This is a genomic window from Iodobacter sp. CM08 (assembly GCF_033446605.1).
GTDB lineage: Bacteria > Pseudomonadota > Gammaproteobacteria > Burkholderiales > Chitinibacteraceae > Iodobacter.
The window spans coordinates 1-11,843 of sequence record NZ_JAWQUO010000031.1; the positions used below are offsets into that span (position 1 = coordinate 1).

The 11,843-nt window shown below is 46.9% G+C and carries 11 protein-coding genes and 1 pseudogene; 5 read left to right on the forward strand and 7 right to left on the reverse strand.

Features of this window, described 5'->3' with window-relative positions; all coding sequences use genetic code 11:
• Positions 1 to 186 precede the first annotated feature (186 nt).
• The 4 genes from R6242_RS16385 to argF form a co-directional block, all read right to left on the reverse strand.
• Entirely contained in the window at positions 187 to 408 is a 222-nt protein-coding gene (locus tag R6242_RS16385) for a DUF2788 domain-containing protein (RefSeq protein WP_293932297.1), read from the reverse strand.
• A gap of 77 nt (positions 409 to 485) precedes the next feature.
• A complete protein-coding gene (locus tag R6242_RS16390) occupies positions 486 to 1,700 on the reverse strand; it encodes an argininosuccinate synthase (protein ID WP_318428787.1) in 1,215 nt (404 codons plus the stop codon).
• Between the two features lie 33 nt (positions 1,701 to 1,733).
• The gene (gene leuE / locus R6242_RS16395) at positions 1,734 to 2,354 is read right to left on the reverse strand and encodes a leucine efflux protein LeuE (protein ID WP_318428789.1); all 621 of its coding nucleotides are present in this window, start codon (positions 2,352 to 2,354) and stop codon (positions 1,734 to 1,736) included.
• A gap of 252 nt (positions 2,355 to 2,606) precedes the next feature.
• Positions 2,607 to 3,521: an ornithine carbamoyltransferase gene (argF, locus tag R6242_RS16400; RefSeq protein WP_293932302.1), complete on the reverse strand. Its 915-nt coding sequence runs from the start codon at positions 3,519 to 3,521 to the stop codon at positions 2,607 to 2,609.
• A gap of 367 nt (positions 3,522 to 3,888) precedes the next feature.
• On the opposite strand from argF, the pseudogene R6242_RS16405 reads away from it, so the two are divergent.
• Positions 3,889 to 4,176, forward strand: a pseudogene (locus R6242_RS16405) (DUF3579 domain-containing protein); the annotation flags it as partial.
• 280 nt (positions 4,177 to 4,456) lie between these two features.
• On the forward strand, positions 4,457 to 5,197 hold the full coding sequence (locus R6242_RS16410; RefSeq protein ID WP_318428792.1) for a beta-ketoacyl-ACP reductase: 741 nt from the start codon (positions 4,457 to 4,459) through the stop codon (positions 5,195 to 5,197).
• A 205-nt stretch (positions 5,198 to 5,402) separates the two neighbouring features.
• Here R6242_RS16410 and R6242_RS16415 read toward each other — a convergent pair whose 3' ends face one another.
• From R6242_RS16415 to R6242_RS16425, 3 genes are all read right to left on the reverse strand, one after another.
• The gene (locus R6242_RS16415) at positions 5,403 to 5,744 is read right to left on the reverse strand and encodes a metal-sensitive transcriptional regulator (protein WP_412100417.1); all 342 of its coding nucleotides are present in this window, start codon (positions 5,742 to 5,744) and stop codon (positions 5,403 to 5,405) included.
• The gene (locus R6242_RS16420; RefSeq protein WP_318428796.1) at positions 5,710 to 5,916 is read right to left on the reverse strand and encodes a heavy metal-associated domain-containing protein; all 207 of its coding nucleotides are present in this window, start codon (positions 5,914 to 5,916) and stop codon (positions 5,710 to 5,712) included. The genes R6242_RS16415 and R6242_RS16420 overlap by 35 nt, the downstream gene beginning before the upstream one ends.
• A 272-nt stretch (positions 5,917 to 6,188) precedes the next feature.
• Entirely contained in the window at positions 6,189 to 8,309 is a 2,121-nt protein-coding gene (locus R6242_RS16425) for a heavy metal translocating P-type ATPase (protein ID WP_318428798.1), read from the reverse strand.
• Between the two features lie 514 nt (positions 8,310 to 8,823).
• On the opposite strand from R6242_RS16425, the gene R6242_RS16430 reads away from it, so the two are divergent.
• The 3 genes from R6242_RS16430 to R6242_RS16440 all read left to right on the forward strand — a co-directional run bounded on the left by R6242_RS16430 (position 8,824) and on the right by R6242_RS16440 (position 11,792).
• Positions 8,824 to 9,852 carry a hypothetical protein gene (locus R6242_RS16430; protein WP_318428799.1) on the forward strand — a complete coding sequence of 343 codons (1,029 nt, stop codon included), beginning with the start codon at positions 8,824 to 8,826 and terminating at the stop codon, positions 9,850 to 9,852.
• A gap of 117 nt (positions 9,853 to 9,969) precedes the next feature.
• Positions 9,970 to 10,563, forward strand: coding sequence for a GNAT family N-acetyltransferase (locus R6242_RS16435; RefSeq protein WP_318428801.1), 594 nt, complete (start codon positions 9,970 to 9,972; stop codon positions 10,561 to 10,563).
• A gap of 131 nt (positions 10,564 to 10,694) precedes the next feature.
• Positions 10,695 to 11,792, forward strand: coding sequence for a site-2 protease family protein (locus tag R6242_RS16440; protein ID WP_318428803.1), 1,098 nt, complete (start codon positions 10,695 to 10,697; stop codon positions 11,790 to 11,792).
• Positions 11,793 to 11,843: the final 51 nt, after the last annotated feature.

Genomic DNA, 11,843 nt, shown 5'->3' on the forward strand with positions numbered 1-11,843 from the left:
ACAGCCCCTTTTGCATCTGGATTGGGTTGATTGCCATGACGACCACTCCACAAAAGAACGTTCGTTCACCTTAGGCCTTTTAGGTGGTTTGAGCAAGGAGGTTGAGCAAGAGACATAATCAGGTCAAAGTAAACATTGCCCTGCTTCAGAACAGATACATTATCAAATTGAGACATTATAACTCCATTATTTTTGAATGATTTCAGTCAGTACTGTTTTAACAATAAAGCCGAATACGCCAAAGCCTAGGGTGAAAAATAAAACCAGCGAGCCATATCGGCCGGCTTTAGAATCTGCGGCCAAGCGGTAGATAATAAAGCCCATATAGATAATGAGGCCGGTACAAAGGATAGACACCGATAATGTGGTGAATGTTTCCTCTGATATGTTTTTTAGCGCCTCAAGCATGCTTGTTTCCTTTTACGCACAAAGCCGGCAGCTGCCGGCTTTGTGTTTTTATTGACGGTTAGGCCGTACTTGTGAACTTAATTACGTAACTTTGCGGCAATTCGCATACGTAATGCATTCAGTTTAATAAAGCCTGCGGCATCTGCTTGATTATAAGCACCGCCATCGTCTTCAAAGGTGGCAATATTGGCATCAAATAGTGATTCTTTGGAATCACGGCCCACCACAATGACATTGCCTTTATAGAGCTTAAGTCTTACCCAACCATTAACATGGGCTTGGCTGGCATCGATCATGGTTTGCAGCATTAGGCGCTCTGGTGCCCACCAGTAGCCGTTATAAATCAGGCTGGCGTATTTTGGCATGAGCTCATCTTTTAAGTGAGCCACTTCGCGGTCTAGGCAGATGGATTCAATGGCACGGTGCGCCTTGAGCATAATTGTGCCGCCCGGGGTTTCGTAGCAGCCACGGCTTTTCATGCCAACAAAGCGGTTTTCGACCAGATCTAGACGGCCAATGCCATGCTTGCCACCCACTTTATTTAATGCAGCCAGCACGGTGGCAGGGCTCATTTTTACGCCATTGATGCCGACGATATCGCCGTTTTCGTATTCAAGCTCGACGTATTCTGCCGTATCTGGTGCTTGCTCTGGGCTAACCGACCATAGCCACATATCTTCTTCTGGCTCGGCGGCCGGGTTTTCCAGGACTTGGCCTTCGTAAGAAATATGCAGCAGATTGGCATCCATGGAGTAAGGGCTGCCGCCGTTCTTTTTCTTGGCAATATCCATGCCATGTTTTTCGGCATAGGCCAGCAGTTTTTCGCGGCTGTTTAGATCCCATTCACGCCAAGGCGCAATCACTTTGATATCTGGGCGCAGCGCGTAATAGCCTAGCTCGAAGCGCACTTGATCGTTGCCCTTGCCGGTTGCTCCGTGGCTAACGGCATCAGCGCCAGTTAAGTTGGCGATTTCGATCTGACGTTTGGCAATCAGTGGGCGGGCAATTGAGGTGCCGAGTAAGTATTCGCCTTCGTACACTGTATTGGCACGAAACATCGGGAATACAAAATCACGCACGAATTCTTCGCGCAAATCATCAATAAAAATATTTTCTGGTTTAATGCCAAATTGAACTGCTTTTTGGCGGGCAGGTTCTAGCTCTTCTCCCTGGCCCAAGTCTGCGGTAAAGGTCACCACTTCACATTGATAGGTATCTTGCAACCACTTTAAAATAACCGAGGTATCGAGGCCACCGGAGTAGGCAAGTACTGCTTTTTTTACATCAGACATGTAGGAACTCCAAGGGGGAGGAAAGGCAATGGATTAGTGAGTGAGAGCTAGCCGCAGACCAAAGCTGATGAAAAGTACACCAGTTAGGCGAGCGAGCCAACGGCTCAACCACTGTTTGCCTGCTAGTCGCCTAGAAAGGCCAGCACCAGCAAAGATTAAAAAGGTCAGATAAGCCAAACTTACGGCTTGAACGATCATGCCAAGTATTGCAAAAGTCAGCGGAACCCGATCATAAGTTGGATCCACAAACTGGGGGAAGAATGCCATAAAAAACAAGATGGCTTTCACATTAACCAGAGAAATAGATAACGCCTGCTTATAAATATGGCTAGACGGTATATTTACTGGGGTATCACTCGCTGTTTGCGATTTAGCCAGTAGCATTTTTATGCCCATCCATGCTAAATACGCGGCACCTACATAACGAACCCAGTTAAACGCTTCAGGGTGAGTACGCATTAAAGAGGCAACGCCTACGCTGGCTAGCAGCATTAAAATTAGATCACCGGTCACAATGCCCGCTGCTGCTGCATAACCCGCGCGCACACCTTGCTTGGCTGCTACGGATAGAGCAAAAATGGAATTTGGGCCAGGTAATAAAATAATAAAAACAGTGCCTAGAAGGTAGCTCGTTAAATCGGTAATGCCAAACATTTAAGTACTCATACAAAAGTGATTAAGGTGTTTGCTAAGTTTATTTTTCCTAGCTCGCACTAGAGATAACGCAAAAATAAAGTGTAATCTTGTGTTAAGTAGATAGCCAAAAGTTTTCTTGCATCGTTGTCTTGCCTTGTCGTACTAACTGTACTGCCTGCGGCTTCGACGCCTTGCCATAAAACTTTTGCACAAGTACTTACAGGGCAAGTAATAGCGTTAAAAGAAGCTATTTCTACGATTTTTGAGCATTTAGCCCTCTACTTTACCGAGTAATAGATATTCAATCACTGCTTTTTGCGTATGCATGCGATTTTCTGCTTCATCCCATACTACCGATTGCGGGCCATCGATCACTTCTGGGTCTACTTCTTCGCCACGGTGGGCGGGTAGGCAGTGCATAAACATTGCGTTTGCCTTGGCTTGTAACATGACTTTTTCGCTTACGCGGTAGTGTAAAAAGTCTTTTCGGCGTTGTAGTGTTTCGCGTTCAAACCCCATTGAGGTGCAAACGTCGGTAGTCACGATATCGGCATCGCGTGCGGCTTGATACGGGTCGTAAAATGTTTCGAAATGCTCGATACCATATTTTTGTCCGTCTAAAACCGTCATCTCATAACCGCGTGGGCAGGCTTGCTTGAGCTTAAAGTTGAAGATTTTTGCCGCTTGCAGCCAAGTACGGGAGATATTATTACTATCGCCAATCCAAGCTACGGTTTTGCCTTCGATCGAGCCATTTTTTTCGATATAAGTAAAGATATCGGCCAAAATTTGGCAAGGATGATATTCATTAGTGAGGCCGTTAATGACCGGCACGATGGAGTTTTGAGCAAAACGTTCAACAATGCTTTGCTCAAAAGTGCGCACCATGACGATATTGGTCATGCGGCTGATCACCTTTGCCACATCTTCAATGGGCTCGCCCCGTCCAAGTTGAGTGTCTTTAGATTGCAAAAACATAGCATGCCCCCCAAATTGGGCCATGCCAGCTTCAAAAGAAACGCGGGTTCGAGTGGATGATTTTTCAAAAATCATGGCCAAAACTTTGCCGATCAGCGGCTGGTATAGCTCGCCCGCGGCTAGTTTTGCTTTAAGAATGGCGGCGCGTTTGAATAGGTATTCGTATTCTTCGCGGGTGAAGTCGGTGAATTGCAGATAATGGCGCATAGGGCACAGTCCGTACGGGCTGCCAAGTTAAGAGCGTGATCGAATTCTACTAATACAACGTATCCGTGCGCCATCTGCAATATTTAAGCGGTGCTGATGGCTGCTGCAAAAAATACTTACAGTTTTTCGGCCGCGCATTATGATTTTTTGAGTCCAGCAAAAAACGATCATTCTTAAAATGGATCTAGCCACTTTGAGAAAAAACAACCATTATTCAACCGTTTGCAGGTGGCTGGCAAGCTTTGTCAGTGTGTTCGGCGTTTACGTAGTAACTTGTACGGAGAATAGATTAAGAATTTCTAAGGCGGCAGTTTGCCCTTGGATGGTATAATCTGAAAGATATTCAATCCGCCACGCTGTTCTTCAAATGATCTGTAATCCATACGAAATCATTATTCAGGGCATTACCAGTAATGGCCGTGAATTCCGACCCAGCGATTGGGCAGAGCGCTTATCAGGTATTTTATGTACCTTTGGCGCTGACCAAAAGCTTTCTTACGCCCCTTTTGTACGCCCAATGATGCACGAAAACGTGCGCTGCGTAGCCGTTGATAAACAGCTTGAAAAAGTTGATCCACGCGTTTTTGACTTTATCATGACCTTTGCGCGTGATAATGATTTACGCATCGTGGATTGCCGCTCTTTATTGAGCGAGCATTACACCGACAAACCTGCAGAATAAGCGTATTGGCCATTTTCCCAGCAGATACCTTGTCTGCTGGGGGCCATGCTCTCCATGGCAAATCTGTTTTACCTCTCTTCCCTGACTAAGCTTAACTCTTCTCCCCTGTATGTAATGACATTAGCCAGTCTAGTGCTGTAATTTTTATAAAGTACGCTGATTTTGACTTGTTGCATTGCACAAGTTACGTCTATGCTGAGCTTGTCGTGCTTGCTAGCTGCAGCTGTTTCCAATTGATCGATAAGGTGTGCATATGAGACTCAAAGACAAAGTAGCGATTATCACAGGTTCCGCCAGTGGGATTGGCCAAGCCACCGCCGTTAAGTTTGCAGCAGAAGGCGCTAAAGTGGTGGTGTGTGATGTGAATCAAAGCGGCATCGATAGCGTGGTATCTGGCTTGGTGGTAAGCGGCGCGGTTGCTGTGGGTTATGTGGTGGATGTCACCAATAAAACCCAAATTGCCGAAATGGTAGCTGCGGTTAAAGCGCAGTTTGGCCGTATTGATGTGCTGGTGAATAACGCCGGCATTGTGCAGGACGCCCAGCTGATCAAAATGACCGAAGATCAGTTTGACCGCGTGATTGATATCAATCTAAAAGGCGTTTATAACTGCGCCCGCGCCGTGGTCGATACCATGGTAGAGCAGGGCAGTGGTGTGATTTTAAATGCTTCATCTGTGGTGGGTGTATATGGCAATTTTGGCCAGACCAACTACGCGGCGGCAAAATTTGGGGTGATTGGTTTTGTAAAAACCTGGGCAAAGGAATTGGGTAAGAAGGGGATTCGCGCCAATGCGGTGTGCCCTGGCTTTGTAGCAACGCCTATCCTAAAAGCCATGCCGGAAAAAGTGATTCAGGCCATGGAAGAGCGCGTGCCAATGAAGCGCATGGCCCAGCCAGAAGAAATCGCCAATGTGTATGCGTTTTTAGCCAGCGATGAAGCCAGCTATATCAACGGCGCAGCGATTGAAGTGACGGGTGGGTTGACGTTGTAAGTTTGGAAAGGAAGTCCTACCCCACACTAAACCCAAACCTTGAACCACAGAGGAAAAGGAGAACACAGAGGGCCACAGAGAAAAACATAGTAGTTGTTAAGGTTTTCTCCGTGAAACTCTGTGTTCTCTGTGATCTCCGTGTTTTAAGATTTGGGTTTGGTTTTTGGGGGTAAGGGGCGCTTTCTCTTCGGTGTATTGGCTTGTGTTACCCCAGCGTTTTACCACTGAGCTTTTTAACCACCATCATCAGCTCATCAATCGCCGCATCTCCTTCCCCTTCTTGAATCGCCTTTGCCACACAGCCGTGTGCATGGTTTTCTAAGAGCTGCATGGCGACTGAATCCATGGCGGATTTTATGGCTGAGATTTGCGTGAGTACATCCACGCAATATCTATCCTCATCGATCATTTTAATGACGCCACGCACTTGGCCTTCGATGCGGTTGAGTCGAGATAGTAGTTTTTGCTTTCCCGGCTGAACCACTTTGGGCCCTTCATCTGGGGGGCAGCAATCAGATAAGCTCAAAGCCCGCTCCTTCAATTGCATCACTCAAGGCGTCAGTTGAAGTAAGGGCCGCGTTGTGATCGATTTTAGCGATGCCGCTTTCTAAATCAATCGCCACATGGCTCACGCCAGGTAGGGCGCCCAGTACGCCAGTTAAGGTACGCACACAACCCATGCAAGTCATGCCTTCAATTTTAAGTGTGCTGTGTTCCATTTGTTGCTCCTTGCAATGTGTAAAAAATGTAGGGCGGGTTAGGTCGCACTTGGTGTTCATTAAAGACGCTGATTTATTTCGGCCGTAACCCGCCATGGTGCTTAGTAAAACCCAAATATTGAACCACAGAGAGCATGGAGGACACAGAGTTCCACAGAGAAAACCTAAGGTTTTTATGCTCACACATCTATGCCCTGCTCGTCGCGTGGGCACGGCGGTTTGCCATCCTTACCTGAGTTGTTTTTCTCCGTGCCCTCTGTGTCCTCCGTGTTTTAAGATCTGGGTTTGCTCTCTGAACCGCCTTCACTTTTCCACCGCCTCAGCAATAGCGAATTACTCACTACCGAAACCGAGCTCAGCGCCATCGCGGCTCCTGCTATAACAGGGTTGAGCAGACCGATCGCTGCTAGCGGGATGCCCAAGGTGTTATAGAAAAACGCGAAGAATAGATTCTGGCGGATTTTTTTGAGGGTGGCGCGAGATAATGCAATGGTGTCGCTCACCGCTAACAAATCGTTATGCAGCAGGGTGATATCGGCTGCTTCAATGGCCACATCGCTGCCTGCCCCCATCGCAAAGCTGACTTTGGCTGCGGCGAGTGCGGGGGCGTCGTTTATGCCATCTCCCACCATGGCGACGACTTTGCTTTGTTGTTGAATAAACGCGGCCTTGTCTTGCGGGCGCATCAAAGCTTGGTGCTGGCGGATGCCGCTGGCCTTGGCAATGGCGGCGGCTGTGGCAGGCTGATCGCCGGTCAGCATCACCACTTCAATACCCATTGCCTGCAAGCGTTTGACGGCCTCTACCGAGCTGGCTCTGAGTGTATCGGCCAGTGCCAATTGCCCCAGCAAAACACCATTCTTGGCGACGCTCACTAAAGTGTGTGGCTGAGTGCTTTTCTCTGGCATTTCGCCTGCCCAGCTTGGAATGCCTGCCTTGATTTCACTGCCGTCGCCAAGTTTGCCCATTACGCCTTGCCCCGGCACAGCGACAAAGTCACTGATAGGCAAAAGCGGCAAGGTGTTGGCGGCCAAGATGGCATGAGCCAGTGGGTGTTCCGAGCCTTGCTCCAAGCTCGCCGCAAGTTGTAGCAAAGCTTCTTTGGAGATATCGCTTTGCAAGCTGATGATCTCTACCACCTTGGCCTGCCCTGTGGTCAGCGTGCCGGTTTTATCCACCACCAGCATCTCAATCTTGCCTGCATGCTCTAGCGCTGTAGCGTTCCTAAATAAAATTCCCTGCTGCGCGGCACGGCCAATGCCGACCGAGATGGCCGTGGGTGTGGCAAGGCCCAAGGCGCAGGGGCAAGCGATGACTAAGACGGCAACGGCGTGAATCAGCCCTGTTGCCGCACTGCCCCAGTACCAAAAACTAAGGGCAAAGGTGAGCAGGGCGATGCCCGCTACAATCGGCACAAATACGCCAGAAATTTGATCAGCCAGCCGCTGAATTGGCGCTTTTGAGCCCTGTGCACTGGCCACCAGACGCACAATTTCGGCCAGTTGCGTTTTGCTGCCCACGCTGCTAGCGCGTATTTTTAGCATGCCGCTGCTGTTTTTAGTGGCGGCAAACACTTTGCTGCCAATGGTTTTTTCGACGGGCAGGCTTTCGCCGGTCAGCATGCTTTCATCGACCGCAGCTTGGCCCTCGATGACTATGCCATCGACGGGAATTACTTCACCGTGGCGCACAATCACCATATCACCGAGTTTGAGCTGGTCGATGGCTACGTCAATCAGTCCATCTGCCGTTTCTACCCTTGCGGTTTTAGGCTGCAGCTTTAACAGCTCACTAATCGCCCCCGATGTCTTCTTTTTGGCGCGGCTTTCTAGCCATTTTCCTGCCAACACCAGCGTAATAATCATCGCGCTGGCTTCAAAATAAACGTGCTGCTCATGCAGGCCTAGCAGGGTAACAATGGCACTTAAAGCAAACGCCATGCTGGTGCCCAATGCCACCAGCACATCCATATTGGCTCCGCCGTTTTTTAAGGCAAAGTAAGCGCCGCGATAAAAACGCCAGCCCAAAACAAACTGCACCGGCGTGGCCAGTAGCATTTGTAGCCAGCGCGGCAGTAGCTGGGCGTGATCCATGCTAAACATGCTGGCCATCAGCGGCAGGCTGAGCAGGGCGGCGATCAGCAGGGGGATCAACTCGTTTTGTTCTGGCAAAGGGGATGTATCTGCCAACTCTGCCGAAAAGCCTGTACCTACAATGATTGCAATCAGTGCTTCTGCGGTAATGGCGGGGTTGCTGCTACTGATTTGTGCAGTTTCAGTTGCAAAATTAACCGCCGCAACTACGCCAGCCTGCTTATTCAGCACCTTCTCTATCCGCGCCGCACACGCCGTACAGCTCATCCCGCCGAGCTGAAGTTCAATTTGCAAAGTCATAGCGCTTCCTCTTTTCTATGAAAAGATAATATACCCTTGTAGGGTATATTGAAAGGGCAGAAGTAGATGAAGCTTTTATGTTAAATGTAAACAGATGCCAATTAATTTCCTGATTATAGTCTCTTGCTCAATGGGCTCTTGGAATATGTAGGGCGGGTGAAACCCGCGAGCAATGCCGAATAAACTACGATATTTATAATGAGATTGAGCAAGAGGTATCGGTAGGTATTTCTAAATAAGACAAGGCGCATTTTTAAAAAATTGACGCTGCATGTATTTTATATGTAAGAATATTTTTTTTAAAACGCAACGCAGTGTTATGACGAAAGATGGACTTCTCGAGGTTATCATCTAGATGGTTAAATTGGTTTTTACTGCATAACCTCAGTCTCTAAAAATAAGGCGCGGCATAGCATTGTGTTAAAGGATGTGGGAGTGTAAATATTCTGCGTGTTAGTTGTGGTGGTTTCAGGGTAACTTGGCTAGCCATATTTCCATTTTAAATAGGCCGATTATGCTTAGCCGACTGTCCAGCATTCTGTTAGTTTGCAGTTTATTTAGCTCAGCAGCTTTTGCCGCTGCCCCGCCTTTACAGCACTATATTTATATTAATCATCGTGAAGCAGGTGGGACTAATATTAAGGCGGATAAGGGCCTGCTTGATCCACGCTTTAGTGGGGCACAAATTGTTTATAAATGGCGGGATCTGGAGCCGACTAAAGATCATTACGATTTTAGCGCCATTAAAGCGGATATCGCCTATTTGAATTCAATGAATAAAAAGCTTTGGATCCAACTGCAAGAAAAATCTTTTTCACCTCGTCCAAATGTGCCTAATTATCTTTTGCAAGATCCTATTTTTAAGGGCGGCGTGCTCAAGCAAAGCATGTTAAGTGCACCTGAGCGCGATCCCAATAAACCCGTGACTGATGATGAATACGGTTGGTCTGCCAAAATATGGGAGCCCACTGTGCAGGAGCGCTATCAAAAATTAATCAAGCAATTAGGTCATGAATTTGATGGCAAGATTGCGGGGATTAACTTTAGCGAGAGCTCGATTGATGTAGGCCACGAAAATGCCGATGGCACCACTACGTTTCCTAAAGATTTTAGCCCAAAGGCATATGTGGATGCTATTGGCAATAATATGCGCGTGTTGGCAGGGGCATTTAAGCAATCTACTGCTATGGTTTATTTGAATTTTTTGCCTGATGAATGGCTGCCCGATGATGATAAAGGCTATATGCGCGGCCTATTTACATTAGCTAAATCATTGAAAATGGGTGTGGGTGGGCCAGATTTAATGCCCTATCGCAAAAGCCATATGGCGCAGACGTATGGTTTTTTTAAGGATTATCCTAATAATTTAGTGAAGGGAATGGCGGTACAGGACGGCAATCTTCGCCAGATTAATCCTAAGACGGGTAAAAAAAATACTGTGGGTGATATTCTGGATTTTTCTCAGAATTACTTAGGTTTAGATTATATTTTTTGGGTAGAAGACGAGCCTTATTTTACGAATGAGGTATTAAATAAGCTTTAGTGTTTAATTGAAAAATCGTATTCATCTCAAAAAGTAGTTAATATTTATAACTTAAAAGTGGCGGCGGGTATTTATCCCTAGCTCAATGCTTATTTACTATCAGGGCGTTTAAATTCTGTGAGTGTTTTAATTTCTGACCTAGTCAGTATCGTGCCTTACCAACAGACGTCTGAGCAGGTACGGCGGGACATTGCCATGCTGATGCATCGAGTATGGCCAGATCAGTCCCCGCCCTCTATGGATGAGGTTGTGCCAGATGAGCATAACCCCGTGTTCGATGCGCTTTCTTGCTTTGTATACCGTGATAATCGGCTGCTTAGTTATGCCGCCGTACTGCATTTAACGCTTAACCATGCAGGGCAAACCTTTTGCATGGCCGCATTGAGCTGTGTCGCAACCGACCCCACTTATCAAAGGCAAGGGCTTAGCCGTTTAGTGGTAAATGCCGCCACGCGTTGGATTGAAAACAGTCTGATAGACATTGGATTGTTCACTTGTGATCCGCCATTGGCTATGTTTTACGCCAAAGCAGGCTGGCCAACCGTTTTAGACGTGGCACTGATTGGCAGCCAAGATGCTGGTGCATTGTCCAGTAAGGAGCTAGGCAAAGTGGTGCTGCTTCGTTTGTTGTCTAAACATGCACATGAGCATGCTACTGCGTTTACGGGCACCACCATTTCATTAGGGCTACCGCTAGGACAGTTCGTCTGATACTGCAGAGGCCTACAAGCTTCAGGCTTGGCCTGGTTTGGCTTGCCCCTACATGCTCAAAAACCCGTAAAATGCCCGCATTCGCTCAAGCCTTATGCCTTGTTGATGACTCTTATTGAACTGGATATGTCGTGGAATTGTTAAATATTAATTGCTTGGGCAAAGCGCTCAGGCTGGAAGGCACGCCAGCGGGCTGGCAGCAGTTGTTTTGGGACAATACCTTAGTCGCCGAAAAAAATGCCTCGGCTGAGCGTGAAGGATTAAGCACTTTGCAGTTTGAGCTTTCGGCCATAAGCGCAGATGGCACCGCTGTAACCACCCGCGTTTGCCTTGAAACTGATCTGCAATGGCAGCCTTTTAGCTTAAAATATCGCCTACTCGTCGATGAGCAAGAGGCGCTACAAGGCCAGCGTAATACTAGGGATATTGAGCAGCAAGCGCCTGTTGTTCCGTCAGTGAAAACCAATAAGCTGAGCTTGCTGGGCCTTGGTGCTTTGGCGCTTAAACTCCTTAAAAGTGCCAAATTAGTAAAAGTAGCTTTAGCCGGAGCGAGCGTTGCTGCGTATTCATGGTTATTTTCTTTTCAATTTGCCATAGCGCTCATTGCCTGTTTGGTTTTTCATGAATATGGCCACATTAGAGCGATGAAATATTTTGGAATCAAAACCAAAGGGATTTATTTAATTCCCTTTATGGGCGGATTGGCGCTATCAGATGAAAAAATAAATACCCGTTGGCAGGATGTGGTGATTTCAATTATGGGGCCGACTTTTGGTCTCTTGCTATCAATCGCCTCCTTAATCATCTATTGGCTAACGGATTCGATGTTTTTTGCTGGTCTAGCCACATTTAATGCATTGCTTAATTTATTTAATTTATTACCCATCTTGCCACTTGATGGGGGGCATATTTTAAAAAGCATCAGTTTTTCAATGAATAGCGTGCTTGGTTTAGTGGCTTGTGTAATAGGCGCTGCCTTGGGCATATTTATTAGCTACACCCTTGGTTTGGCTTTGCTAGGATTTTTGCTTTTAATTGGTAGCGTAGAAATTGTTTTTGAATGGCGTGGACGGCATCAAAGTAATTTACTGCCCTTAGATCGATACGGGCAAATATTTTCTACAATATGGTATTTAATAACGGTTGGCGCTTTAATTAGCATTATTTGGTATTTTGCTAGTCATGGAGACGATATGTTGAAAGTGCCTTTGCAGATATTAAAGCATTAAAGGATTAAGTCATTTATTTAATCTGCTAATAAAAAAACCAGATTGAATGAT

Coding starts and splice junctions, on each gene's coding strand:
- R6242_RS16385 (WP_293932297.1), bottom strand. CDS start 408: ATGCTTGAGGCGCTAAAAAACATATCAGAGGAAACATTCACCACATTA.
- R6242_RS16390 (WP_318428787.1), bottom strand. CDS start 1,700: ATGTCTGATGTAAAAAAAGCAGTACTTGCCTACTCCGGTGGCCTCGAT.
- leuE (WP_318428789.1), bottom strand. CDS start 2,354: ATGTTTGGCATTACCGATTTAACGAGCTACCTTCTAGGCACTGTTTTT.
- argF (WP_293932302.1), bottom strand. CDS start 3,521: ATGCGCCATTATCTGCAATTCACCGACTTCACCCGCGAAGAATACGAA.
- R6242_RS16410 (WP_318428792.1), top strand. CDS start 4,457: ATGAGACTCAAAGACAAAGTAGCGATTATCACAGGTTCCGCCAGTGGG.
- R6242_RS16415 (WP_412100417.1), bottom strand. CDS start 5,744: ATGCAATTGAAGGAGCGGGCTTTGAGCTTATCTGATTGCTGCCCCCCA.
- R6242_RS16420 (WP_318428796.1), bottom strand. CDS start 5,916: ATGGAACACAGCACACTTAAAATTGAAGGCATGACTTGCATGGGTTGT.
- R6242_RS16425 (WP_318428798.1), bottom strand. CDS start 8,309: ATGACTTTGCAAATTGAACTTCAGCTCGGCGGGATGAGCTGTACGGCG.
- R6242_RS16430 (WP_318428799.1), top strand. CDS start 8,824: ATGCTTAGCCGACTGTCCAGCATTCTGTTAGTTTGCAGTTTATTTAGC.